This is a genomic window from Halomonas sp. McD50-4 (assembly GCF_022348135.1).
In the GTDB taxonomy this organism is placed as follows: domain Bacteria; phylum Pseudomonadota; class Gammaproteobacteria; order Pseudomonadales; family Halomonadaceae; genus Vreelandella; species Vreelandella piezotolerans.
Genome location: NZ_JAKRFG010000012.1, coordinates 67,353 through 93,674 on the forward strand (window position 1 = coordinate 67,353; position 26,322 = coordinate 93,674).

The following is a 26,322-nucleotide window of genomic DNA, read 5'->3' on the forward strand; positions in this document are numbered from 1 at the left end:
AAACGAAATGCTATTTTGCAATGCAGAATAAAAATACTAGCAGCGAGGATGTTGACCTATGGCTTATGACGCAGTCGCCCATTCATTCAAAACGCTTGGTATCGTCGGCACGGGAGCCATGGGGAGAGGCATTGCCCAGCTCGCCGCGCAGGCAGGCCTCGACGTCATGCTATTCGATGTCAAAGACGGCGCGGTGGCGGAAGCGACTGCCTTTATTTATGGGTTATGGCAGCGCAGCGCCGACAAGCAGCGTATTACTCAAGCCCAAGCCGAGCAGTACGGGGAGCGATTGATCGAAGCACGCGACCTCGCGGCCCTCGCCCCCTGCGATATCGTCGTTGAAGCCATTATCGAGAAGCTGGAGGCCAAACAGGGACTGTTTAACGATTTAGAGAGCATCGTTCGCCAGGATGCCGTACTGGCCACCAACACCTCTTCACTCTCCGTTACTGCCATTGCAGCGGCCTGCCAGCACCCAGAGCGCGTGATTGGCTTCCACTTTTTCAATCCCGTTCCGCTGATGAAAATCGTCGAAGTGATTCCGGGGTTACGTACCGCTTACGATGTCACCCAGCGGGTCGATGCCTTGGGTACTGCGATGGGCCACTTCACGGCCCAGGCCACTGACACGCCCGGGTTTCTGGTCAATCACGCCGGGCGCGCCTTCGGTACTGAAGCGTTGCGCATTTTGAGTGAGAGCGTAGCCGACCCCGCTACCATCGACCGCATCATGGTGGATCAAGGTGGTTTTCGAATGGGGCCGTTTACCCTGCTGGACCTGACAGGCCTGGATGTTTCCCATGCAGTGATGGAGTCGGTGTACCACCAATATTACGAAGAGCCGCGCTTTCGCCCGTCACCCCTCACCCGCCAGCGGCTCTCAGCAGGCTTGCTGGGACGCAAAACCGGTGAAGGCTTTTATCGCTACGTGAATGGCCAGCAACAGATGCCGGAAGAACCCGCCATTGCGTCGACCCCACCTTGCCCCGTGTGGATCAGCCAAGACGACCCGGGTAGCGCCACGCAGCTTGCCGAATTGGTTACCACAGCGGGCTGGCCACTAGAAAGTGCGGCTCAGCCCTCTTCAGAGGCGCTGTGCCTGCTGACACCGCTGGGCGAAGACACCACTCAGTGCGCGCTGCGCCAAGGCTTGAATGCCGAGCAGTGCGTCGCGGTGGATATGCTGGCGGGGCTGGATAAACGCCGCAGCCTGATGGCCTCCCCCATTACCCGCCCCGATCTGATCGATGCCGCTGCCAGCCTATTAAATGCTGATGGCACCCCGGTCAGCACGCTTCAAGACAGCACCGGCTTTGTGCTGCAGCGGGTGGTGGCATGCATCGTCAATGTGGGCGCCGATATCGCTCAGCAAGGCGTCGCAGCCCCCGCCACCATCGATCGCGCGGTGGAGCTTGGCTTGGGCTACCCGTTTGGACCGCTGCACATGGGCGACCACTACGGCGCTTCGCGCATCCTGACCATTTTGAACAACCTATTGGAGGCCACCGGCGACCCCCGCTACCGCCCCAGCCCGTGGCTGCGCCGCCGCGCCGCGCTGGGTATGCCGCTGACCGACGGGCCAAGAGGCTGACACATCTCAGTGTCAAATACGGCTTACCGAACCAGGAGAATAACCATGCAAGACGCCTATATTTACGACGGATTACGCACCCCTTTTGGTCGCCATGGCGGCAGCCTGGCGCCCATTCGCCCGGATGAACTACTGGGGCTAACGCTAAAAGCACTGGTAGCGCGTAATCCGTTTGCCTTAGAGAGCTATGAAGAAGTGTTGGCAGGCTGTACGAACCAAGCGGGGGAAGACTCCCGTAACGTGGCGCGTCACGGGGCGCTGCTGGCGGGCCTGCCGATTGAGGGGGCAGGCCAAACCGTCAACCGCCTGTGCGGCAGCGGCCTAGCCGCCATGATGGATGCCGCCCGCGCCGCTCGCTTAGGCGAGGGCGAGCTATTTTTGGCTGGCGGCGTGGAGTCCATGTCCCGCGCGCCTTACGTGCTGGGCAAGGCCGACTCCCCCTACGCGCGCAATCAACCGATGTTCGATACCGTGATCGGATCGCGCTTCCCTAACCCCTGGATCGCCAAAGAGTACGGCAGCCACAGCATGCCGGAAACTGCCGACAACATCGCCCACGACCTGAACATTGGCCGCGAAGCCAGCGATGCCTTTGCCGCCCGTTCGCAGGCGCGCTATGCCCAGGCGCTGGCAAACGGCTTCTATGACGGCGAAATGTTTGGCGTCGAAGTACCCCAAGGGCGCAAACAGCCGCCGCGGTTGGTAGATAAAGATGAACACCCGCGAGCTGAAAGCACCGAAGAGAAACTGGCCAAACTCGGTGCTCTATTCGAAGGCGGTGTCGTGACCGCAGGCAACGCCTCTGGTTTGAACGATGGGGCTGTCGCGCTGATCGTAGGCACGCGTGCGGCAGGCGAGCGGGCTGGGCTTGCGCCGCGAGCGCGTATCGTTGCCAGCGCCGTGGCGGGCGTTGCCCCACGCGTCATGGGCTTGGGGCCGGTACCCGCTTCGCAAAAAGCGCTGGCTCGGGCTGGCCTTTCGCTTGACCAGATGGACGTGATTGAAATCAACGAAGCCTTTGCCGTCCAGGTGTTGGGCTGCGTTCAACAGTTGGGGCTCTCCACCGACGACCCGCGCTTGAATGCCAACGGCGGCGCGATTGCCATTGGCCATCCGCTGGGTGCCTCTGGGGCGCGCTTGGCCCTCACCGCCCTGCGCCAGCTAGAAGCCACCGGCGGCCGCTATGCGTTAGTCACCATGTGCATTGGCGTTGGCCAGGGCATTGCGACCATCATCGAGCGTGTGGACCGCTAACCGCGATAGCCGCCCAACATAGCGGCGCTGCCAAACAGCGTCGCAGGCCAAGCGTTGACTAAGCTTCCTTTTCACGCTTTGCAACGCCCCAGCGCAGGTATGCGATACTTACCACTCAATGATTGATTAGCCGAGACGCTTGATGGAACCCACCGACGCCGCTGCCGATGAGCCGCAATCACCGGAAAAAGATCGCAACTTTGTCACCGCGCTCGCGCGTGGGCTAGAACTACTCCGTGCCTTTGGGACGGGTGAGGAGTACCTGGGCAATGCAGAGCTCTCGAATCGTACCCAAATCCCCCGCCCCACGGTGTCTCGGTTGACCTATACGCTGACCCAATTAGGCTACCTGCAACATAACCGCCATTTGGAGAAGTACCGCCTTGGGCCGGGTGTGCTGGCATTGGGCTACCGCTTTCTGGCCAATATGGGCATTCGCGAAATTGCCCGTCCCCACTTACAGCACTTTGCCGACGCCACCGATTGTAATGTCAGCCTGGGCGGTGCCGACCGCAGCGACATGGTGTATCTGGAAACCTGTCACGGCCACGGGCCGCTGATCATTCGGCTAGATGTTGGCTCACGCCTACCGATTGCCACGTCAGCGATTGGCCGCGCTTGGCTGTGCGGGTTATCGGGTGAGCGCCGCCAGCAGGTGATGCAAGAGCTGGCTGCCTTTCACGGCAGCGATTGGCCCCGCCTGCAGGCTGGTATCGAGCAGAGTCTGCGCGATTATGCCGAGTACGGCTTTTGCCTCTCCGAGCAGGATTGGCAGCGGGATATCAGCGCCGTTGCCATGCCGCTCATTTTAGAGGATGGTGCCGAAGTGATGGCCATCAACTGCGGCGGCTCTAGCCTGCGGTTGGATCATGACCGACTGGTCCATAACCTTGGACCTCGACTCAAAGAGGTAGCTGCCAAAATCAAGCAGGAGCTGGCGCCCAAGTATCGTGCGTCACGTTAAGAAACGTCGTCTTTCCTTTCACTAACGCTCGTTTGATTGCATCATGGTCTTCACTGTCATGTGAACGCACTGAGGAGCAGGGATGCCAAACGAGTGGATCACTCAACAGGGTGAGGTCGTTACACTGGGTGGCGAGTGGACGCTACGCCACTATACCGAGCTAAAGCACGTTCTAAAGCGGCGCGAAGAACTAGGTTCGGCATCGCTATCACTGCCTGGCTTCGAAGCACTCGATACTGCCGGTGCGGCGCTGATCGTCGAGCTCTTAGGGATCGACAAAACCAAACAGGCTGCCAACGACCTACCCCACGCGCAGCAGATGTTACTGATTCGGATTGCCGAAGCCATGGAGGCTCCTGTCGAGAGCACGCGCACTCATTCCCATCGGATCACCGATGCGTTGGCATCGGTGGGCCGCCAAATGGTGGCCATGACAGCGCAACAGCGGCAGCTATTGGCGTTTATCGGCTTGGTCTTGGCGACGTTTGCTTCGCTGCTGTTTCGCCCCCGCCATTGGCGTATGACCGCCACCGTTGCTCATGTTCAGCAAAGTGGTTTGAATGCAGTGCCTATCGTTGCGCTACTTACCTTCATGGTGGGGGCCGTGGTGGCCTTTCTTGGGGCGACCGTGTTGGAAGATTTCGGCGCAACGGTGTATACCATTGACCTGGTGGCGTTCTCCTTTCTGCGTGAGTTCGGCGTGCTGCTAGCCGCCATTCTTTTGGCAGGTCGCACCGCCAGCGCCTTTACTGCCCAGCTCGGTGCGATGAAATCCAATGAAGAGATCGATGCCCTGAAGACACTTGGGCTAGATCCTATCGAGCTGCTCGTGCTTCCTCGGGTGATGGCGCTGTTGATTAGCCTGCCGCTCCTGGCGTTTGTCGGCATGCTAAGCGGCCTCTTGGGCGGTGCGGTAGTGGCGTCGCTGTCGCTGGATATTTCTACTAGCCAGTTTATGGCAACGCTGCAAAAAGATGTGTCGGTAACGCATTTCCTAGTGGGATTGAGCAAAGCACCGGTCTTTGCCTTCGTAATTGCGGTCATTGGCTGTCTGGAAGGATTCAACGTCAGCGGAAGCGCCCAATCGGTGGGTGCCCACACGACGTCCAGTGTGGTGCAAGCCATCTTCATGGTGATTCTCATCGATGCATTAGCGGCGTTATTTTTCATGGAGATGGGCTGGTGAACGACAGATCTTCTCCGACATCGCAAAAATGTCAAAGCAAGGAAGCCGTCATTTGTGTGCAAGGGCTGGTAAATCGATTTGGCGATAATGTCGTTCACGAAGGAGTAGATTTGACCCTCTATCGTCGAGAAATTCTCGGCGTCGTTGGCGGTTCTGGCACGGGTAAATCGGTCCTGCTACGCAGTATCGTAGGGCTCAAGCATCCTAATGATGGCACCGTCGAGGTGCTGGGCCAGCGGTTGAATGCGCTAAGCGGCTCCCAGCGCAGCCAAATCGAACGGCGCTTTGGGGTGCTTTTCCAGCGCGGGGCCTTGTTTAGTTCGCTCAATCTGCAAGAGAACGTCGCGCTACCGCTCATTGAGCACGCTGGGCTGCCTCGGGAAGAGGCTGAATATCTGGCGCGCATCAAACTTTCTTTAGTGGGCTTGGCACCGCAAGCGGCACGGCAGTTTCCAGCATCACTCTCAGGGGGCATGATAAAACGTGCAGCCCTTGCCAGAGCGCTCGCCTTGGACCCGGACATTTTATTCCTCGATGAACCGACAGCCGGGCTCGACCCCATTGGTGCCGCTGCGTTTGACCAGTTGCTCGTGACCCTTCGCGATGCACTTGGCTTCAGCGTTTTTTTGGTCACTCACGACCTGGATACCCTCTACGCAGCCTGTGATCGCGTTGCCGTGCTGTCACAAAAGCGCGTTTTGGTCGCCGATACGCTGGAGCGAGTCGCCGAAACGGACGACGAGTGGGTACAAGATTACTTTAACGGTCCGCGTGGACGCGCTGCACAGCGTGCTGCTGACACACCATCGTCTAAGGAGTGACGCACATGGAAACTCGCGCACACCATGTATTGATTGGATTGTTTACCGTGTTAACGGCTGCGGCCGCCCTGCTGTTTGCGATATGGATGAGCTATGACGCTGGCCAACGGGATTACCTACCTTACCGTATTCTGTTCGAACGCAACGTCAGCGGCCTCTCGGAGGGCAGCAAGGTACAGTACAACGGCATCGAAGTCGGCGATGTCACCGAGCTGTCCTTGAACCCTGACGACCCCCGCCAAGTGATTACTCGGATTCGCGTGTATCAAGACACGCCCATCAAAGTCGATACACGGGCAAAATTAGCGTTTGCCAGCATTACCGGTAGCATGTCGGTGCAGCTATATGGCGGAACGCCGGCTAGCCCACGCTTATCATCGCAAAGTAACGACACGGCCCCCTTCATCCCAGCCGACCCGTCGCCCATTGCCACGCTGTTCGATGAGGGCGAGGAGATGATCGAGAACCTCAACGCGATCCTTCAGAGCGTGAACGAACTCTTCAATGACGACAATCGACAGCAGGCGGGCAACATATTGACCAACATTGCCCAAATCACGGAAATGATTGCCTCTCAGCAGGCTGCTTTGGATGAAAACATGGCGCTTTTTGGCGATGTGTCACGCCAAGCCACCACCACGCTCGAGAGCATCGAGACACTTAGCCAGGAGGCGAATCGACTGCTGAACCAAGAGGGCCAACAAGTCATGCGCAGTGCCGAGAACGCCAGCCGCGACGTTGCTAGTGCTGCTCAGCGGATAGAGCAATTGGTAAACGATAACGCAGGGGCCGTGGAAGGCACCTTACAAAGCACTCGCGACATCGCCCCAGCGCTCGCGGCGCTCCGCTCGACACTCGCCACCCTTGATCGCATTACGCGAGAGCTCGAAGAGAGTCCAACGGACTTTTTCCTTGGCCGCGACCACGTAGAGGAGTTTCGCCCGTGAACATGCCTATTTTTCGCATCGTCGTCATGATGAGCGCGCTGTCCCTTCTTTCGGCCTGCTCAGTATTACCCGAAAAGGCGCCATCGACGCTGTATCGACTGCCTGCAATGGCAACGCAGGCTACCCCTGATGCCACTCGCCTACCGGGTCGACTTGGCATCGCAACGCCAGAAGCGGGCCACTTGCTAAGCAGCAACCGTATCGTAGTGTTTCCCGAAGGCAACGTGGTAAATGTGTATGAAGGCGCGCGATGGCATGAAGATGCCCCCCAACTGCTGCAGGCCAAGCTCATTGCTGGCTTGCAACAGCACGCTCTATTCGCCGATGTGAGCAGCGATCGGCTTCCTTATGACCTGCTGCTACTGAGCGAGCTCCGTCACTTCCAAAGCGAATACGACGTGAGCCCGCCCAGCGTCAATTTACAGTTAGACGTTCAATTAGTCGGCGCAGATCAACAACCAACGGCCTCTACCAGTTTCGCGATTCGCGAACGTGCCAAGAGCGCGGAAATACCTGACGTGGTCAACGCCTTTGGCAGCGCCACCGACCGCTTGACCGAGCAGTTGGCACGCTGGCTCGCGGCCAATGCACCTAGATGAAAAGGCCGTTTCTAGTATGGCGGTGAGGAGTGCGAGTACCGCTTAAGATACTCTTTTGGATCTTTGGGGTAGAAGTATTCCGGCTGTCGCTCTAAATGGGTAAAAAAACGAGTGTCCTTGTACGGCATCTTCATGAACCCCGACACGCCCAGTCCCTCTATTTGACTGACGGCAGCGAGCATACGACTGAGCAAATCCCGAAACTCCTGCTCCCGCCGGGGATCGAGTAGCCGATAGTAGCTGTGGATCTTGAGATGCTTGGGTAGCGCTTCGAAAATGATCATGCCTGTGTGATGGATCTCGTTGAGCCGCTTGAGCGTTCGCATGATGGTATCCGGCAACACCAACAGCTCCTCAGGGTCCGGGCCATCCTCGAAATAGCTATGCTGACGGGTGCGATCCTCCATTTCGGGTACGGCGCTCACCTCGTAAGCAATCGCCGTATCGGGATCACAATGAAACGCTTCCTCGGGGGTTGCGCGCTCTAAGTGCAGGGTTTGGCGGGCATTGAACAAACAGCTTTTGAATACCCCCTGGCGATGAATGGCGCGTGCCAAGTGAACCATGTTGTTCACCGCCTCGATGAAGGCGGGCTTGAGCGCTGGGTCATGCAAATTGAGCGACGAATCGATATACACGCCCTCGCGCTCCCAGCGTACGGCCAAACCACCCACCACCGGATATTTGCCCAATCGGCTCACCGAGGCCAAAAAGGCTTTTTCGGTCTCGCCCATGCCCTGCATGAACTGCTTGTAGTAGCGGTCAAGCTGGACATCGTTCACATCGTTGAGCGTCTCCTCGGAATGGGCCTCTCGCAAGAAGGCTTTACGAGAGCTATAAACCACGGTGTCTATCTCGGCGGTAGCCACGTGGTGACGGCCTTTACCCCACACCGGCACCAGCGGTGTTTGCAGCACACCAGGCAGATCGAGCATGACCAATTTAGCCATGCGCGGCATTTCTCGGATGAAGTAATTACCCGCCTGATAGCGCACCTGAGGGTTGGGATCGAGCATGCCATCCAGCGTGCGAGCGAACTCCATGGGAAGTCCGAGCGAGCTTGCCGGTATGGCGCGATGGCCAAAACGACATGATTGCGCCGACGCGAGCGCATAGAGCGTCCCCGCCACCCCCTGCTCGTCGAAGCGCGGCGATGAGAGCGCGCCATTGAGCTGCTCTTCACCAATGAAATACACGTCCCCCAGTCGGGCATTGGTTTGCTGGAGATTGTCCGACATTAGTTCCATTACATTGGCACCCACGAACTGCAGCGAGGCATCCAATTGTGCGAACACCGATGAGCCCCAGTCGATCAACGCGATGGATTCACTGACCGAATCGAAAACGAGATTGGAGGGTTTGATATCACCATGCACCACTGGCCGGGCGTGCGGCCCGGCCTCACGACGCAGTGCCTTGAGAATATCCGCCAGTTGCGCGGCGATACGCATGATCAAGCGGGGCGAGAGCTTGCCCTGCTTGAGTGAGACTTGCTCTAGGTTCCAGCCAGGCGCGCGTTCCATGACCAAAATCGACTGACCACGGGCACGTTGATAGGTAATGAGCTTTGGAATCCGCGGGTGTGACACTTGATCGAGCATGAACGCCTCCTCCTCGAGGCGCTCTTGCAGATGGGTGGGCAGCGTAATGCGTGAAAACTTGAACACATAGTCGGCCCTAGCCCCTTGATGCCAAGCGCACCCTGCAAAGACGAAACCGTAAGCGCCTTTTCCCACCAACTCGATATCGGCGTATCCCAACTGGGCCAACTGTGACTGACACAGCGCTACCCAGTCCTTGAGCTTACGCGCATCATGATGGCTCAGTAGGTAAACCGACTGCTCTTCGGGTATGTAAAACTGCTGCAGCGGCGCCTGACTCATCGCAACATGCCTACACGGTCATGCCAAGTGAAGGAGCATGCTTTCCGGCGCTTCTAGGAATCCTTTCCAGGCGTTGCAGAAGCGAGCAATGGTGCCGCCATCGATAAAGCGGTGATCTCCCGCCCACGTCACCGTCAAAATCGCCCGGCGCTGCACGGCGCCATGCTCATCGAAACGCGGCAGCCATTGGGTTTTGCCAATCGCCACGATGGCGGCTTCCGGGGCGTTGATGATCGGCGCGGCGTAGGTACCCCCCAAAGCACCAATGTTGGAAATGCTGATGGTGCCGCCTTTCAGGTCGGCCTGATCGACTCGCCCGTCTCGCGCAGCCTGGGTCAGCCTGCCGACCTCCTTGGCGATCTCGAACAGGGTCAAGCGCTCGACGCCTTTCACGTTGGGCACCAATAAGCCGGCCTTGCTATCCACGGCCATACCGATATTGCAGTGGTCGTAGTAGCTCAGCTCGTCGGCAGCGTCGTTTAACTGGGCATTGATGATCGGCGTTTCTGCAACAGCCAGCGCCATCGCCTTCATGAAGAACGGCATCAGCGTGAGTCGCTCTCCCTGCGCCTCCACCTGGGGCTTGAGACGCTCGCGCAGCGCCAGCAGCTCGGTGACGTCGATCTCTTCGCCGTAATGAAAATGGGGAATGGAACTGGCGGATTCGACCATGCGCTTGGCCATCACCGCGCGCACGCCGCGCAGGGGCTCCACCCTGGCGGGCGCCGAACCCGATGATGTCGGTGGGGATACGCATGCCTCGTTATCAGCGACCGACGGCGCATTGAGGTGGGCCAGCACGTCTTCTTTCAACACGCGCCCCTCTTTACCACTGCCGGTGATGTCCGCCAGTACCAGATCGTGCTCCCTGACTAAACGCCTAACGGCGGGGCTAGCGGGGACTTTATGGGCTAAAGCACTCGGCTCGGCGGGAGCGCGCGTCGACGGCTCGATGTCGTCACGTTGCGGCGTGGACTCTCGAGGGTTAGCGGTCGACTGATCGGTGGAGGCGTCTGCCGTAGGCTCGCTGGAAGATGAACCTGCCGTTTGGTACGCGTAGAGGGGCGCGTGGACCTTGGCGATTTGCCCCTGGGGCACATAAAGCTTGGTGACGGTGCCTGCTTCGGGCGCCGTAATTTCGACCAGGGCCTTGTCGGTCATCACCTCGACGATGGGCTGGTCCTCTTCGATGGTGTCGCCTTCGGCAACGCGCCACTCCACCACTTCACACTCGACGATCCCTTCGCCGATGTCCGGCAATAAAAAATCACTCATGACTGTTCTCCCTAGCGCTAGAAGTTCACGCTTTCGCGGATCGCTTCAAAAATTTTCAGGTGGTCGGGCAGATACTCTTTTTCCAGCACCAGCGGGAAAGGGGTATCCAACCCGGTGACCCGAGTAATCGGCGATTCCAAGTAAAGAAAACAGCGCTCCTGTATCGTCGCAGCGACTTCTCCGGCAAAACCACCGGTCAAAGGAGCTTCGTGACTGACGATCATGCGGCCCGTTTTGAAGACGGATTCCGCCACGGTATCGACATCCCAAGGCAACAGCGAGCGCAGGTCGATGACCTCGCAAGAGATACCCTGCTCTTCAGCTAGCTCGGCGGCTTTGCCGATTACCTCCATCTGTGCGCCCCAGCCGACCAAGGTAAGATCACTGCCCTCTTTGACGATCTCCGCTTCGCCGATGGGCAACTGATAATCGTCGTCCGGCACATCGCCCACGGCCGCTCGGTAGAGCCGCTTGGGCTCTAAAAAAAGCACCGGGTCAGGATCACGGATGGCCGCGAGCAGCAGTCCCTTGGCTTGATAGGGATTACGTGGCACGACAACTTTCAGACCGGGCGTATGAGTGAAGTAGGCCTCGGGTGATTGGGAGTGATAAAGCCCCCCCGAAATACCGCCACCGTAAGGCGTTCGGATGGTGAGGCCACCTACATTGAAGAGATCCCCGGAGCGGTAGCGGAACTTGGCGGTTTCGTTGACGATTTGATCGAAGGCAGGGAAAATGTAGTCGGCAAACTGAATCTCCGCGACAGGTACCGATCCTTGCGCAGCCAGCCCGTTGGCGAAACCGATGATGCCTTGCTCTACCAGCGGGGTATTGAAACAGCGCGATTTGCCGTACTTCTCCTGTAAATGGCTGGTGGCCCGAAACACCCCGCCGAACACCCCAACGTCTTCGCCGAAGCAGATCACTTTTTCGTCTTCTTCCATGGCGATATCGAGCGCATTGTTGATCGCCTGAAGCATGTTCATGGTCGTCATCTTACGCATCCCCCTGATGATCGGCGGCTGACGAGAGGGAAGGATCGAGCGACTGAGCGCCACGCGGGTAAGCATCGGGATAACGACGAATATGCCGCTTGAGCTGATCCAGTTGACGCTGCAACGCGGGCGTAACATCCGCATAGACATCGCTGATCAGCGATTCGAGCGGCGGCGGCGGGCGCTTTTCGGCCCGCTTCATGGTGTCCAGCACCTCACGTCGCAAGGTCTCTTGTTGGCTGGCCTCTTCTTCATCGCTCCACCACCCTTTCTTCGCCATCCAGCGCTGCATGCGCAGCAAGGGATCTTTGACGCGCCACGCCTCCTCTTCGCTTTTCGCACGATAGCCCGAGGGGTCATCCGAAGAGGAGTGGGCCGCCAAGCGATATGACATGGCCTCGATGAGTACCGGCTGATTTTTTTCTACCGCAATGCGTCTTGCCTGACGCGTCGCTTCGAAGACCGCCAATGCATCGTTGCCATCCACACGAATCACGTGCATGTGGTAGCCAAACGCACGGGGAGCAATACCGTCGGCAGCAAACTGCTCGGTGGCTGGCGTCGAGATGGCGTAACCATTGTTACGGCAGAAGAAGATGACCGGCACTTGGTGCACCGACGCCATGTTGAGGGCAGCGTGGAAATCTCCCTCGGATGCGGCACCCTCGCCAAAGAAGGTCAGCGTGCAGTGGCCTTCACCCGCCAGCTTTTGACCGTAGGCATACCCGGTGGCTTGAGGAATCTGCGTCGCCAGCGGCGATGAGATGGTCATATAGTGCAGTTTACGGGAGCCGTAGTGAATCGGCATTTGTCGGCCTTTGCCGTAATCGAGCTCGTTGCCAAATAGCTGATTCATGAACTCGTCGATGGAGAAGCCGCGATACATCAAGGCGCCCTGCTCACGGTACTGGGCCATGATCATGTCCGCATCGTCCAGTGCGGCCGTCGCGCCGACGACCGCGGCCTCTTCGCCGGTGCACTGCATGTAAAAGCTGAGACGCCCTTGGCGTTGAGCGGCCATCATGCGCTCATCGAGAATGCGGGTGGCCAGCATGGCCTGATACAGTCGGCGGGCGTGCTCTTGCGTGATCTCGGGTGCTCGAGCGCCTTCGTAAAGCTCGCCATCGGGGTTCAGCAGGGCGAACGTCTCGATGGCAAACTCGTCGCCGGTCATGAAGGCCGGCTGGTGTACGTACTGAGTCATCATTATTGTCCTTGTTTTTACCCCTTTTGAGGGCAGTGTTGTCGGTGATGACCGTTTGTGCCAGTGGATTTATCTGACACGGGTCAACGCAACACTGGGACAGTAACTCAGTGGAAGCGGTTTAGGGATTCGACTTAAGATGCAGAGAGACGCTGACGCAGCGTCTGCTGATAGACATTGAAAGCGCTATCGACGCAGAGCGCCAGAAGCGCGATCAAAAGAGCACCTTGCAGTACGTAGGCCACATTACCGTTGACGATGCCCGCAATGATCGGGTCGCCCAGGTTACTCGCACCCACTGTCGCGCCCAGCGCAGCCGTGGCGATATTGATCGTCACCGAGGTGCGCACGCCCGCCAAAATGACCGGCGCCGCCAGCGGAAGTTCGACTTGTCGCAACACTTGCCAGGGCGTCATACCCATGGCCAGGGCCGACTGTTTGATCGTTGGGTCGACATCATTGATACCCGCCAGGGTATTACGCACGATGGGCAGCAGTCCGTAGAGCATGAGGGCAACGATGATGGGCAGCGTGCCAAAGCCGAGCACCGGAACGGCTAACGCCAATACGGCGACCGGTGGAAACGTCTGCCCCAGCGATGCCAGTTGCCCGATCAGCGGCAAAAAATCACGCCCTCTCTCACGCGTGACGGCCACCCCCGCCGCCACGCCCGCGATGATCGTCACCACCGCCGCCACGCCAACGACCAGGACATGACGGCCGAGCAACTCGTAAAATGCCGCGCGAGCATAAACGACCTGTCTAGCGTCAGGCTCTATCCAACGAAACAAGCTCTCTAGCAGAGGCATACCAATGATGCCCGCCGCCAACAGTGCAGCCCATGCCAGTGGAAGAAGCCACTGGACGTTAGCGACATTCGACAAATCGTTGTTACCGGACTTACGATTCACGCTGACTCGTCCTATCCCACTGTGCTTCTTTGACGATACGGCGAAGCGACAGCTCACCAATCGGCACATCGTTTTGATCGACGACCGTCAAGCGATCACAGTGATCACGCAACATCATGGAGAGCGCTTGGCGCAGCGAAAAATCAGCGGGAATGCGCGACTGCGCCGGCAAGGTAGGCCCCAGCGATGTCATGTGGTCTTTCACCCGTGTGAGCGCTGCTTGCTTCAATCCCCGCTCCAGGCCGCCGAGTAACGACTCGACAAACGGATCGTGGGGATGCTGTAAAAGCGCTAGTGGCGTGCCCTGTTGAACGATGCGACCGTCGCGCATGACGACAAGGTGGTCGGCCAACCTCAGTGCTTCATCCATATCGTGGGTCACGAACACGATGGTTTTGTGCAGCCGAGACTGTATTTTGGCAAGCTCCTCCTGGAGCTTTTCCCGGGTGATGGGGTCTAGCGCCCCAAAGGGCTCATCCATGAGCAAGATATCGGGATCGCCGGCAAGCGCGCGAGCCACACCTACCCGTTGCGCCTGCCCGCCGGAGAGTTGGTGAGGATATTTATGGGCGAACTCCTCCACAGGCAGCCCTAGCAACCCCATCAACTCCTCGACTCGAGCGGTAGTATCGGTAGCCGACCACTTCAATAGCCGAGGCACCAATCCAATGTTGCGTGCAACGCTCCAGTGAGGAAATAGTCCGGTGCTCTGAATCACGTAACCAATGCGACGGCGAAGCTTCACTGGATCGTACTGCTCAATCGCCTGGCCATCCAAGATGATGTCGCCACTGCTGTGATCGATGAGTCGATTGATCATGCGCAGCGTGGTGGATTTACCGCAGCCGGAAGTACCTACCAACGCACAGAGCTTGCCTTTTGCAACCCGCAGGGTAATGTCATCCACCGCGGTGGCGTCGCCGAACGTCTTTGAAACATGGGAAAGCTCGATCATTGCCGTCCTCCGGGACGCAGCGCGTCCGCTAACGCACCAAGCCCTGCATCCACCATGAGCGCCAAGATCAAAATGGGTAACGCACCCAACAGCACCATATCCATGGCAGCCTGACCCAGCCCTTGAAAAATAAATGTGCCTAAGCCGCCCGCCCCAATCAATGCCGCTACCGCGGTAAGTCCCACGGCTTGAACGGCGGTAATACGCACGCCTTCCAACAGCACGGGAAGTGCCAACGGAAACCGCACTTGCCAAAAACGTTGTGTCGTTCGCATTCCCATGGCTTTGGCGGCCTGCAATGTCTCCTCGCTCACTTCTTCGAGGGCGATGTAGGTATTGCGCACCATTGGCAGCAGGCTGTAGGCGATGAGCGCGATCAGCGCCGGCGCGTTGCCAATGCCACTCACCCCTAGCGCCGCCAGCGTTGGGACATTCGCTGCCAGCCAGGCAAGGGGCGCTAGCAGAAGCCCAAACAGCGCCAAGCTGGGGATGGTTTGTAAAAAATTCAGCAGCGTAAACGCTACTTTTTGTAGCCGCTCATAGCGACGCATGAGCATGGCCAGCAGCGACCCCAGCACCACGCTGACGCCTACAGCCGTGCTCACCAGCACCATGTGCTGCATCAGTGCCTGATAAAACTGCCCCTGCCGAGCTTGGAACTCCTGTACCAGGGCAAGGCGATCCAGCCAGAGCGCGGCACAGCCCCACCAGACAACGCTTACACCGAATAACAGTAGCGCCGTCCACCATCGAGATAACCCAAGACGCAGACGAAGCTCTACCAAGCAGAGCAATAAAACGAACAGTACGGTCCAGTAGGCCGGACCAATACCAAGACGCGCCTGAGGTAAGGAAGGGTCGACCAACCAGTGGCCAGCCACCATCAAACCAAACGGCATGAGTAGTAAGGTTAGCGTAACGATGGCCAGCACCGCTCGATAGTGCCGGACGTTAGGCATCAATGCCAACGTCGCCATAGCGAGAGAGAGCAATGACACCAGGGCTGCCCCTGGCCAACCAATGGCATCGACCATGCCAAAGGCGGTACCGGAAACGATACGATTAGGGGCGACACTCACCACGTTCAGTAGCCATGCAGCGGCTAACATGCTCCCGCTGAGACAGCACAGTACGACATTAGGCTGCCAAGGGCGTCGTTTAAAGGATGGCGATGGTAGGGCGTCGATCAACGACATTCATCAGTCATCCAGGCTGTCGAGGTAGTCACTCGCTACTTGATCCGGCGAGACACCATTCACCGCGACATTCGCATTGAGCTCTTGCAGCGTCACGAGTTCTAGCGTGGCAAACACCTCATTCAGCAACGCTTCCATGTCAGGGTAAGCGTCAAGCACTTCTTCACGCACCACGGGAGCGGGTTGATACACCGGCTGTACGCCTTTGGAGTCTTCGAGCACGACGAGGCCCAGGGCGCTCAGACCACCGTCGGTACCGTAGGTCATGGCGCCATTGACACCGCTGGTTTGCTGCGCGGCCGCACGCATCGTAGCAGCCGTGTTGCCACCCGAAAGGACGAGCAGCTGATCATCGCTCAACTCGAAACCATAGGCGTCCTGGAAAGCCGGTAGCGCCTGGGCGGATTCGACGAATTCAGCGCTGGCGGCAAATTTGAACGTTCCGCCATCGGCCAGATATGCAGCCAAATCATCCAGCGTGGTCAAATCATTGGCGTCGGCCACGTCTTGGCGAATGCTCATGGCCCAAGTGTTGTTGGCACTGGCGGGCTGTAGCCAAATCAACCCCTGCTCGGCATCGCGTTCGCTGACGGTTTGATAAGCGTCGTCGGCGCTGTTCCAGACGGGGCTATCGGTCATGTCGAAGAAGAAGGCGCCGTTCCCCGTGTACTCAGGGTAAAGGTCGATCTCTCCCGCTTGCAGCGCGCTACGCACGACGCTGGTGCCCCCTAACTGCAGGCGATCTTCGGTGGGAATGCCATGGCGCTCCAGCGTTTGGATGATCAGCTCGCCCAGCACCGAGCCTTCCGTATCGATTTTCGAAGACACCACGACGGGGTCGTTGGCGCTGGCCGTGGAAAGAGTGACTACAGAGAAGGCTACCGTCGATAGACAGGCAGCCAGCGAAGGTGTGAACAATGAGCGCATGGGGTCGTCCTTTTCAGTGTGCGTCTGTGGCGTACCGGATCAGTATAAGAGCCTACTGCGTTGAAGTCAGACGCCGTTTTCACGGCGTCCGACATATCACCACGATCAAGGCGCTTCGATGACCCAGGTCGTCCCTTCCCGGGAGTCCTTGAGAACGATGCCGAGCGCTGCCAGCTCGTCACGAATGGCGTCCGCGCGGGCAAAATCCTTACTGGTTTTTGCATCATGACGTTCGGCGATTTTGGCTTCGATCTCCTCCTCGCTAAGCGCTACCTGCTGCTGAGCGCCTTTGAGGAAGGTTTCCGGCACTTGCTGTAATAACCCCAGCACCCCGGCCAAGCGCTTTAATTCGCCTGCCAAGCGCGGCGCTTCCGCTGGCTGGTCGCTTTTCGCGCGGTTGAGATCGCGGGCCAAGTCGAACAGCGCGGCCAAAGCGACAGGGGTGTTGAAGTCGTCGTCCATGGCCGCGGTAAAGCGCTCGGCCGCCTCGCTGGCGACTGCCTGCTCGTCAGCGTCCACGCCTTCCAACGCCGTATATAGTCGCGTCAGCGACTTGCGTGCTTCGACCAGCGAATCCAACGAGTAGTTGATGGCGCTGCGGTAGTGGCTGGCGACCAACAGATAGCGAACGACTTCCGGATCATGCTCGGCAAGTACGTCACGGATGGTGAAGAAATTGCCCAAGGACTTGGACATCTTTTCCTGATTCACACGCACGGCGCCGGCATGCATCCAGGTATTGACGTAGGTTTTCCCTGTCGCTGCTTCCGATTGGGCGATCTCGTTCTCATGATGAGGAAAGGTCAAATCCGGCCCGCCGCCATGGATATCGAAGGTATCACCCAAGCAGCAGGTCGACATTGCAGAGCACTCGATGTGCCAGCCGGGGCGACCCTCTCCCCAAGGAGAGTGCCAGTGGGCTTCACCGGGTTTGGCCGCTTTCCAAAGCACGAAATCCAGCGGATCCTCTTTGTGTACATCCACATCCACGCGCGCTCCCGAGCGCATGTCATCCAACTGACGGTTGTTCAATTTGCCGTAGTCGGTGAACTTGCGCACTCGGTAGTAGACATCACCATTGGCCGCGGCATAGGCAAAGCCTTTGTCGATGAGCGTTTCGATCATCGCGATGATATCGTCGATGTGCCCCGTTGCCCGGGGCTCCTGACTGGGTGGCAGCACGTTGAGGCGAGCTTCGTCCTCATGCATCGCGGCAATCATGCGCTCGGTGAGCGCGTCGATGGGCTCGCCGTTCTCCTCGGCCCGCTTGAGGATTTTATCGTCGATATCGGTGATGTTGCGGACATAGGTCACGTCATAACCGCGATGGCGCAGGTAGCGGGTAATCACGTCAAAGGCCACCATCACCCGGGCGTGGCCAAGGTGACAGTAGTCATACACCGTCATACCGCAAACGTACATGCTGACCTTGCCGGCCACCAGCGGGCGAAAAGGGTCTTTGCGGCGAGTCAGCGTATTGTAAATATGCATATGACGTTTCCTTAGCCCTTCTGTTTGATTTTCGCCCAGCTATCTTTCAACCCAACGGTACGGTTGAACACCAGGTGGTCGTTAGTGGAGACATGGCGATCAGCACAGAAATAACCGACTCGCTCGAATTGGAAGCGATCTTCCGGCGCGGCGCTGGCCAGGCTTGGCTCGCCAATGGCGTTGCATACCACCAGCGACTCGGGGTTCAAATGCTCGAGGAAGTCGACGTCCTTGTCACGATCGGGCTGCTCGACCATGAACAGGTTATCGTAGAGGCGCACTTCCATCGGCACGCCGTGGGCCGCGCTGACCCAGTGAATCACCCCTTTCACCTTGCGGCCTTCGGGGTTTTTACCCAGGGTGTCGAAATCGACGGAGCAGCGCAGCTCGACGATCTCGCCTGCGTCATCTTTGATAACCTCATCACAACGGATCACATAGCTATTACGCAGACGGACTTCTTTACCGGGCGCTAAGCGGAAGAATTTTTTCGGTGCGTCTTCCATGAAGTCGTCTTGGTCGATGTAGAGTTCACGACCAAACGGCACCTTGCGCATCGGCATATCGTCACGCGCTGGGTGGCCCGGCACCTCGTACACTTCCTCGTGATCTTCCGGCACGTTCGTCAGCACTACTTTCAGCGGCTTGAGCACGCACATGGCGCGGGGTGCGTTATCTTCCAGGTCCGAACGAATGGCGTGGGTCAGCATGGCGATATCCACCAAACCACCGTCGGAACGGGTCACGCCGATCATTTCACAGAATTTACGAATCGAAGCGGGCGTATAGCCGCGGCGACGCATACCGGAAATGGTCGGCATTCGCGGGTCATCCCAACCATCGACGATCTGCTCATCCACCAACAGCTTCAGCTTACGTTTGGAGGTCAGCGTGTAGTCGAGGTTCAGTCTGGCAAATTCAATCTGGCGCGGCTTGGCGGGCACCGGCAGATTGTTCAAGAACCACTCGTATAGCGGGCGGTGGTCTTCGAACTCCAGCGTACAGATGGAGTGAGTAATACCCTCGATGGCATCCGACTGACCGTGGGTAAAATCGTACGAGGGGTAGATTTTCCACTTGTCACCTGTTTGGTGATGATGCGCATGACGAATGCGGTACAAGATCGGATCGCGCAAATTGATGTTGGGCGACGCCATATCGATTTTGGCGCGCAGCACTTTTTCGCCTTCACCAAACTCACCGTTACGCATCCGTTCTAGAAGGTCCAAGCTCTCTTCGGCGCTGCGCTCACGGTAGGGGCTAGGCTTGCCGGGCTCGGTCAGCGTGCCTCGATACTCGCGAATCTCATCCGGGGAGAGGTCATCCACATAGGCTTTGTCTTCACGAATCAGATGCTGCGCCCAGGCGTAGAGCTGATCGAAATAATCAGAGGCAAAGCGCACCGGTCCGGCCCACTCGAAGCCCAGCCAGCTGACGTCCTCTTTGATGGCATCGATGTACGCCTGCTCTTCTTTGGCAGGGTTGGTGTCGTCAAAGCGCAGATGACACTCACCACCCAACTGCTCTGCCAACCCGAAATTCAAACAGATCGACTTGGCGTGGCCGATATGCAAAAAGCCGTTGGGCTCCGGGGGAAAGCGCGTCACGATTTTGGTGACCTGGCCGCCCGCTATCTCGTCGCGTACTTGGTTGCGAATGAAGTTCGGCGCTGGGGTGGTCTCGTTGGTCATGGTGGTGTTGATAACCTCATGGTGGATGGCGTGCTGGGCAAACGATGCAAAGGCAATCAGGGTTAGCGCTTCGCGGTGCCGAGCAAAACCGCTATTATAACGTGACGCCGATGCACAGCGCCAAGGCGAACGCTTTTATTGAACAGGAATTTATCCATGATCGTATTACAGACGAACCACGGTGACATCACCATCGCGCTCAATCATGAAAAAGCCCCGGTTACGGCAGCCAATTTCGAGCAGTACGTGCGCGACGGTTTTTACGACGGCACGCTGTTTCACCGGGTCATTGATGGCTTCATGATTCAAGGTGGCGGTTTCGACCAGGACTTCAACCAAAAACCGACCCGTGACCCTATCGAGAACGAAGCCGATAACGGCTTGCAAAACACCATCGGCACGCTGGCCATGGCGCGCACCCAAGACCCCCACTCTGCTACGGCACAGTTTTTCATCAATGTCGGTAACAACAGCTTCCTTAACCATAGTGGCAAAAGCTTGCAAGGCTGGGGCTATGCGGTGTTCGGAGAAGTCGTTGAAGGCATGGATGTGGTGAACGCGATCAAAGGCGTCAGCACCACACGTCGCGGCATGCACGCCGATGTGCCTGCGGAAGATGTCATCATCGAACGCGCCTACGTGAAGGAAGCGGAATAATCGTTGGGAGCTTTATGCGTACGCTGCTAATCGCTGATATGCATCTAAGTCACGAGACACCTGAGATCAATCAGGGGTTTTATCGCTACTTAGAACAGACGGCCAGTGGGGCACAGGCGCTCTACATCCTGGGAGATCTTTTCGATGCCTGGATGGGTGACGACCTGCTGGACACCCCTCACCCACTGAGCACCGTGGCCCATGACGTCATTCGACGACTGCACGCACTCAGCGAAGCTGGCACTGCCGTCTATTTCATCCATGGCAACCGAGACTTTTTACTGGGTGAACGTTTTATTCACGCCTGTGGCGCCACCCTGCTACCGGAAAGCGAACAAGTAGAGCTGCAAGGCGTTCCCGCCGTCATTCTCCACGGCGATAGCCTCTGCACCAAAGACGAGGCGTATATGGCTTTTCGCGCTCAGTCGCGCAGCGAACAGTGGCAGCAGCAAATTCTTTCGCTGCCCCTGGAGCAGCGGTTGGAGCTTGCCAAAAGCCTGCGCATGCAGTCGGGTGATGCCAATGCGGGCAAAGCCGACGACATCATGGACGTCACCCAAGATGAGGTTGTGGCACTCATGGAACGTTACGGTGTAACGACCATGATTCATGGGCACACCCATCGGCCCAAGGTGCACGACCTCACGGTCGAAGACGTTCCTGCCAAGCGCTTCGTACTGGGCGACTGGGACAACCAACACGGCTGGGATGTGGTGGTAGAGCCTGCTAATGAGCGTCATGCCGAACCCGTTCTGCGTCAGTTTTCGCTCGACGCTCTGCCTTGACTTGCGATACGAGCGACAAAAAAAGCCGATCACTCGATCGGCTTTTTCTCGGCTCATTGCAAGCGCCCACGCGGGCACTTGCATTTATTCCAATGGGGTATTTCAAGGACTTAGCGCTCGATCTCCGCATCGTTACGTAGATCGTCGATCAACCCCTGGATAACCGACTGGGCACGAAGCTGCTCGGCCATTTGCGCAACGAACGCGGTCATCTGCTCGTCCACTTCGCCTACAAAAACGCGATCTAGCGCAACGACAGCCACACCTTGCGGCATAGTCACCGCACGATAAACGCTTTCGCCCTCGCTGGGACGCGGCATACGGAACACTTCGCCCACAAGCGATTGAGGCAGTGCGCTATCCGACTGACGCGACACGTCATGGGCTTCCAGCCACTCCAGCTCGACATTTTCACCGTTCCGCAAGGAAGCAATCAACTCTCCCGCCTGAGCCTGAAGGGCCTCTTGACGCTGCTGAGCTGCGACGGCCTGTTCGACCTCATCGCGCACGTCTTCCAAAGGCAGAACCGTCGCGTCACGATGCTCGGCCACCCGTAGCACCAAACGACGGTCGTTATCGAGTTCGATGACTTCGCTGTTATAGCCCTCTTCCAGCACGTCTGCACTGAAGGCTTCATCTAGCACGCCAGGCTCGGAAAGTACGCCTTCCCCTTCATCACGGGCAATCCACTGCGTTTGCTCGAGTGTCAGGCCGAGATCATCGGCGACGCTTTGAAGGTCATCCGCGGCAAAACTCTCATCGATCAAGCGCTGAACCCGTTCGTTGAACGCGTCATTCACTTCCCGAAGTGCCACGTCTTGAGCCAGTGCATCACGCTGCTCTTCGAAGGTGGGGCCTGCCAGCTCGGTCACGCGGAGAATGTGGAAAGCACCATCCATTTCTACCAGCTGAGAGGTTTCGCCCACACCCAGGGAAAACGCCGCCTCGTCAAAAGCATCACCAAAAAAACCGCGACTGATGACACCTAAATCACCGCCATCTTCGGCACTAGCCGTGTCATCGGAATAGCGCGCGGCCGTATCAGCAAAGCTTTCGCCTTCGTTGAGGGACGCAAGCGCTTCGCTAGCCCGCGCCTGAGCTTCTTCACGGCTACGCTCGTCACCGAAAGTGATCATAATGTGCGATACGCGACGATCAGCGCTTTGGCTCTGCGCTCGCCACGCGTCGCGAAGCGCCTGTTCGTCGACATCGACGTCCTCCGCCATAGCTTGGCGATCGATCAACACATACTCTACGCGCACCTGCTCAGGACGCTCGAAACGCGACTGATTGGCATCGTAGTAAGCCTGCATCTGCTCGTTGGTAACGTTGACGTCGATATTGGCGTCTTCGGCGCTCAGCATGACGTAACGAAAATCTCGCTGCTGCCGCTGTAAGTCAGCCAAACGCTCTTCTTCACTAGCCAGGGTGAAATCGCTAAAGGCAAGCCCTTGCTGTAAATGCTGTCGCTTGATGTCTACTCGTAGCTCTTCACGAAACGAGAGAGGCGTGTAACCTGCACCGGCGAGACGGTTACGGAAAATGTCTGCTGAGAATCGTCCATCTTGATCATGGAACTCGGGCAAGCTAACGATCATTTGATCCAATTGAGCATCGGAGACGTAAAAACCGCCCTCTTCCGCGTACTGGGTCAGTAAGGATTGGGTAATCAGCTGATCGAGCATATCGTTGCGCAAGGCGCGCTCTTGCTCTGGCGGCACCTGTCCAGAGCGCAACGCACGTTGAACGTTCAGCTCGACTTCTTGACGCATAATGGGCTCACCATTGACGCTGGCGACCTCGTTGGGATCGCTGCCGAACACGCTAAACAGCGACTCCACGCCAAACAGTGCCATGGCTGCCACCATGAGACCGATAATTATCTTGGCACCCCAGCTTCTGGAGCCATCTCGTATACTTTGCAGCATGCTAGCCTCAGATCATCAAAGCCATCTATTGCCCGAAATAGCGGGCCAGAAAATAACATGGGCGCATCGCGGATGCGATGCGCCCATTAATTTACAGCCAACGCGACCCAATTAGTTGACGGCGTCTTTCAGCGCTTTACCGGCTTTAAAGCTAGGTACTTTGGCGGCGCTGATTTCGATGGGCTGACCCGTCTGCGGGTTACGGCCAGTACGCGCAGCACGCTCTTTGATCGCAAATGTACCAAAACCGACCAGAGAAACACTCTCGCCTTTTTTGAGGCTATCGGTGACAGACTCCACCATGGCATCCAATGCGCGGGTTGCCGCTGCTTTCGGAATATCTGCAGACGCGGCAATAGCTTCAATCAGCTCGGACTTATTCACACTTCACCCCTTAACTGTTTCAAAAAATGGCTCTGAACGGTACGGTCACCGAGTGCATCAACCTCAAAGCATAGCTGCGTTTTATAGCAATGCCTTGAAACACCTGTCAAGCGACCTGACCGTGAAATGCCCGCCGCTCAAGGCATTGGGCAAATTTATTAAGTAAAATTAAAGCAGGCGTTGCTTTAACGCTTAATGGGTACTTGCAGCAGCATTCGTATTGAACGACGTGTCTGCGCCTTTCAACGTGGCACCTTCGGCAACGTTACCCGTCAACGCGACCGCCAGCACGTCATCTATCCACCGTACGGGACGAATATCAAGTGCATCTTTGATATTTTCCGGTACTTCCTTGAGATCTCGACGATTTTCCTCAGGAATTAGGACGGTCTTTATACCACCCCGCCGAGCCGCCAGCAATTTCTCCTTTAGCCCCCCAATCGGCAGTACTTCGCCGCGCAGATTGACCTCACCCGTCATAGCGACCTCACAACGCACCGGGCGCTGCGTATACGCGGAGACAATGGCTGTCACCATGGCAATACCCGCGCTAGGGCCGTCTTTAGGCGTGGCACCCTCGGGCACGTGGATATGCAGGTCTTCGTTCTCGAAACGCTGAGGATCGATCCCGTAACGCTCGGCTCGCGCCTTGACCACCGTCTGGGCAGCGCTCACCGACTCTTTCATGACATCCCCTAAAGAGCCGGTTTTATGGATGCGCCCTTTACCTGGCGTAACCACCGATTCGATATTGAGCAGCTCGCCACCCACCGAGGTCCAGGCCAAGCCCGTGACACGACCGACCTGATCCTCCTGTTCCGCCAATCCATAGCTGTAGCGGCGCACACCGGCATAGGTTTCGATCTGCTCGGCCGTCAGTATTTGCTGCGCCTGCAGCTTGCTGCCCGCTTTATCTGTTGATTTACGCTCTGCTTCTAGACGCTCACGCAGTACCTTACGACACACTTTCGCGATCTGGCGCTCGAGTTCACGCACCCCGGCTTCGCGTGTGTAGTAGCGCACGAGCTCCAGCAGAGCATCATCACCCAGTGCCAGCTCATGGGTTTCCAGACCGTTCGCTTCAAGCTGCTTAGGCAACAAATAGCGCTTGGCGATAGCAAGTTTTTCATCTTCGGTGTAGCCCGGAAGACGAATGATCTCCATACGATCCAACAGCGGTCCGGGAATGTTCATCGAGTTCGCCGTACAAATGAACAGCGTCTCGGAAAGGTCATAATCCAGCTCGAGGTAATGGTCGCTAAAGCTACCGTTCTGCTCTGGGTCCAGCACTTCTAGCAGTGCCGATGCAGGATCGCCCCGATGATCCATGCCCAGCTTGTCCACCTCATCCAGGAGGAAAAGCGGGTTTTTAACACCGGCTCGACTCATACGTTGCATCAGCTTACCTGGCAGCGATCCAATGTAGGTGCGACGATGGCCGCGAATCTCCGACTCATCACGGACGCCACCCAAGGCAAGACGTACATACTTACGGTTAGTCGCGCGAGCAATGGATTGACCAAGCGACGTTTTACCCACCCCGGGCGGACCAACCAAACAAAGCACTGGGCCTTTCAACTTGCGCACGCGTTTTTGTACGGCAAGATATTCAAGAATGCGTGCCTTGACCTCTTCCAACCCGTAGTGATCCGCATCCAGCACTTCTTGCGCTTTGACCAGATCGTGTTTTACCCGGGTGCGCTTTTTCCAAGGCACTGCAATAAGCCAGTCCAGATACGATCGCACCACGGTTGCTTCGGCAGAGTTGGAAGCCATCATTTTGAGCTTGTTGAGCTCTTGCGTTGCCTTTTCTGATGCCTCTTTGGGCATACCGGACGCTTTGATCGCTTGCTCGTACTTCTCTGCCTCATTGGGCACGTTATCCAGCTCACCCATCTCTTTTTGGATGGCTTTCATCTGCTCGTTGAGATAGTACTCTCGCTGAGTCTTCTCCATCTGCTCTTTGACACGCGAGCGAATGCGCTTCTCGACCTGAAGCAGATCGATTTCTGACTCGATCAACGCCATCAAGTGCTCGATACGATCCCGGACGCGATCCATTTCGAGCAACTCTTGCTTGTCGCCAATTTTTAGTGACAAATGCGCACAAATGGTGTCGACCAGCCGACTCGGGTCTTCGATGCCGGACAGCGAATTCAGCACCTCGTTAGGCACTTTCTTGGAAAGCTTCACGTACTGTTCGAACTGATTGAGCAGTACCCGTACGAGCGCCTCTTGCTCACGGTTAGTGAGTGGTTCGCTTTCCCGTGGCGTCAAATACGCCTGAGTGTAGCCCGCTTCGCTTTCCTCGATATCGATGACATCCGCCCGGAAACTGCCTTCGATCAATACCTTGACGGTACCATCGGGCAGCTTGAGCAGTTGCATGATGTCAGCAACGGTCCCCATCGCATAGAGGTCCGCGTTATCAGGGTCGTCTTGAGAGGCCTCGCGTTGAGCCACCAGCAGTACACGCTTGTCGGCTTCCATCGCGGCTTCCAGCGCCTGTATGGATTTCTCACGACCAACAAAAAGCGGAATAACCATTTGCGGGTAGACGACGACATCCCGCAACGGCAACAGGGGTAGACATTGTGTCTGTTCGGCGTTCTGCTGCATCGCAGACGTTCCTCAAATTCGGATGAGTACTTGATGGGTACTTAGTCAAGTACCACACA

The 26,322-nt window shown here is 57.4% G+C and carries 22 protein-coding genes; 9 read left to right on the forward strand and 13 right to left on the reverse strand.

Annotated elements, in window-relative coordinates:
* Positions 1–58: 58 nt before the first annotated feature.
* The 7 genes from MHM85_RS14410 (at position 59) to MHM85_RS14440 (ending at position 7,362) form a co-directional block, all read left to right on the forward strand.
* Positions 59–1,591 carry a 3-hydroxyacyl-CoA dehydrogenase gene (locus tag MHM85_RS14410; protein ID WP_219863657.1) on the forward strand — a complete coding sequence of 511 codons (1,533 nt, stop codon included), beginning with the start codon at positions 59–61 and terminating at the stop codon, positions 1,589–1,591.
* Positions 1,592–1,636: 45 nt separating this feature from the next.
* Positions 1,637–2,845 carry a 3-oxoadipyl-CoA thiolase gene (locus tag MHM85_RS14415; protein ID WP_239377746.1) on the forward strand — a complete coding sequence of 403 codons (1,209 nt, stop codon included), beginning with the start codon at positions 1,637–1,639 and terminating at the stop codon, positions 2,843–2,845.
* A 142-nt stretch (positions 2,846–2,987) separates the two neighbouring features.
* Entirely contained in the window at positions 2,988–3,809 is an 822-nt protein-coding gene (locus MHM85_RS14420; RefSeq protein WP_219863653.1) for an IclR family transcriptional regulator, read from the forward strand.
* Positions 3,810–3,891: 82 nt separating this feature from the next.
* On the forward strand, positions 3,892–4,995 hold the full coding sequence (locus MHM85_RS14425) for an ABC transporter permease (protein ID WP_219863650.1): 1,104 nt from the start codon (positions 3,892–3,894) through the stop codon (positions 4,993–4,995).
* A complete protein-coding gene (locus MHM85_RS14430) occupies positions 4,992–5,816 on the forward strand; it encodes an ATP-binding cassette domain-containing protein (protein WP_219863648.1) in 825 nt (274 codons plus the stop codon). The genes MHM85_RS14425 and MHM85_RS14430 overlap by 4 nt, the downstream gene beginning before the upstream one ends.
* Positions 5,817–5,821: 5 nt before the next feature.
* Complete coding sequence (locus MHM85_RS14435; protein ID WP_153844024.1) at positions 5,822–6,763, forward strand: MlaD family protein; 942 nt, start codon at positions 5,822–5,824, stop codon at positions 6,761–6,763.
* Between the two features lie 2 nt (positions 6,764–6,765).
* A complete protein-coding gene (locus MHM85_RS14440; protein WP_153844032.1) occupies positions 6,766–7,362 on the forward strand; it encodes an ABC-type transport auxiliary lipoprotein family protein in 597 nt (198 codons plus the stop codon).
* Between the two features lie 11 nt (positions 7,363–7,373).
* On the opposite strand, the gene MHM85_RS14445 is transcribed toward MHM85_RS14440, so the two are convergent.
* The 10 genes from MHM85_RS14445 to MHM85_RS14490 form a co-directional block, all read right to left on the reverse strand.
* On the reverse strand, positions 7,374–9,245 hold the full coding sequence (locus MHM85_RS14445; RefSeq protein ID WP_139528507.1) for a protein kinase: 1,872 nt from the start codon (positions 9,243–9,245) through the stop codon (positions 7,374–7,376).
* An 18-nt stretch (positions 9,246–9,263) separates the two neighbouring features.
* A complete protein-coding gene (locus MHM85_RS14450; protein ID WP_139528508.1) occupies positions 9,264–10,520 on the reverse strand; it encodes a 2-oxo acid dehydrogenase subunit E2 in 1,257 nt (418 codons plus the stop codon).
* Between the two features lie 17 nt (positions 10,521–10,537).
* The gene (locus tag MHM85_RS14455; protein ID WP_139528509.1) at positions 10,538–11,515 is read right to left on the reverse strand and encodes a transketolase C-terminal domain-containing protein; all 978 of its coding nucleotides are present in this window, start codon (positions 11,513–11,515) and stop codon (positions 10,538–10,540) included.
* Position 11,516: 1 nt separating this feature from the next.
* On the reverse strand, positions 11,517–12,719 hold the full coding sequence (locus tag MHM85_RS14460) for a thiamine pyrophosphate-dependent dehydrogenase E1 component subunit alpha (protein WP_139528510.1): 1,203 nt from the start codon (positions 12,717–12,719) through the stop codon (positions 11,517–11,519).
* 134 nt (positions 12,720–12,853) lie between these two features.
* Entirely contained in the window at positions 12,854–13,630 is a 777-nt protein-coding gene (locus MHM85_RS14465; RefSeq protein ID WP_269202186.1) for an ABC transporter permease, read from the reverse strand.
* Positions 13,620–14,585: an ABC transporter ATP-binding protein gene (locus tag MHM85_RS14470; RefSeq protein WP_139528512.1), complete on the reverse strand. Its 966-nt coding sequence runs from the start codon at positions 14,583–14,585 to the stop codon at positions 13,620–13,622. The genes MHM85_RS14465 and MHM85_RS14470 overlap by 11 nt, the downstream gene beginning before the upstream one ends.
* Complete coding sequence (locus tag MHM85_RS14475) at positions 14,582–15,781, reverse strand: ABC transporter permease (RefSeq protein ID WP_139528513.1); 1,200 nt, start codon at positions 15,779–15,781, stop codon at positions 14,582–14,584. Before MHM85_RS14475 ends, MHM85_RS14470 begins: the two co-directional genes overlap by 4 nt.
* A 3-nt stretch (positions 15,782–15,784) precedes the next feature.
* A complete protein-coding gene (locus tag MHM85_RS14480; RefSeq protein WP_219863646.1) occupies positions 15,785–16,708 on the reverse strand; it encodes an ABC transporter substrate-binding protein in 924 nt (307 codons plus the stop codon).
* A gap of 105 nt (positions 16,709–16,813) precedes the next feature.
* A complete protein-coding gene (gene cysS / locus MHM85_RS14485; RefSeq protein WP_153844020.1) occupies positions 16,814–18,199 on the reverse strand; it encodes a cysteine--tRNA ligase in 1,386 nt (461 codons plus the stop codon).
* An 11-nt stretch (positions 18,200–18,210) separates the two neighbouring features.
* Positions 18,211–19,890 (reverse strand): glutamine--tRNA ligase/YqeY domain fusion protein, encoded by a 1,680-nt coding sequence (locus MHM85_RS14490; RefSeq protein WP_139528516.1) that lies wholly within the window; start codon positions 19,888–19,890, stop codon positions 18,211–18,213.
* A gap of 156 nt (positions 19,891–20,046) precedes the next feature.
* Here MHM85_RS14490 and MHM85_RS14495 point away from each other — a divergent pair, with 156 nt between their 5' ends.
* Positions 20,047–20,547, forward strand: a complete 501-nt coding sequence (locus MHM85_RS14495) for a peptidylprolyl isomerase (RefSeq protein WP_139528517.1) — start codon at positions 20,047–20,049, stop codon at positions 20,545–20,547.
* A 14-nt stretch (positions 20,548–20,561) separates the two neighbouring features.
* The gene (locus tag MHM85_RS14500; RefSeq protein WP_139528518.1) at positions 20,562–21,332 is read left to right on the forward strand and encodes a UDP-2,3-diacylglucosamine diphosphatase; all 771 of its coding nucleotides are present in this window, start codon (positions 20,562–20,564) and stop codon (positions 21,330–21,332) included.
* Between the two features lie 110 nt (positions 21,333–21,442).
* Here the strand turns inward: MHM85_RS14500 and MHM85_RS14505 are convergent, their stop codons facing one another.
* From MHM85_RS14505 to lon, 3 genes are all read right to left on the reverse strand, one after another.
* Complete coding sequence (locus MHM85_RS14505) at positions 21,443–23,260, reverse strand: SurA N-terminal domain-containing protein (protein ID WP_239286342.1); 1,818 nt, start codon at positions 23,258–23,260, stop codon at positions 21,443–21,445.
* Between the two features lie 111 nt (positions 23,261–23,371).
* A complete protein-coding gene (locus MHM85_RS14510) occupies positions 23,372–23,644 on the reverse strand; it encodes an HU family DNA-binding protein (RefSeq protein WP_009724302.1) in 273 nt (90 codons plus the stop codon).
* Between the two features lie 192 nt (positions 23,645–23,836).
* Positions 23,837–26,263: an endopeptidase La gene (lon, locus tag MHM85_RS14515; protein WP_139528520.1), complete on the reverse strand. Its 2,427-nt coding sequence runs from the start codon at positions 26,261–26,263 to the stop codon at positions 23,837–23,839.
* Between the last annotated feature and the right edge of the window lie 59 nt (positions 26,264–26,322).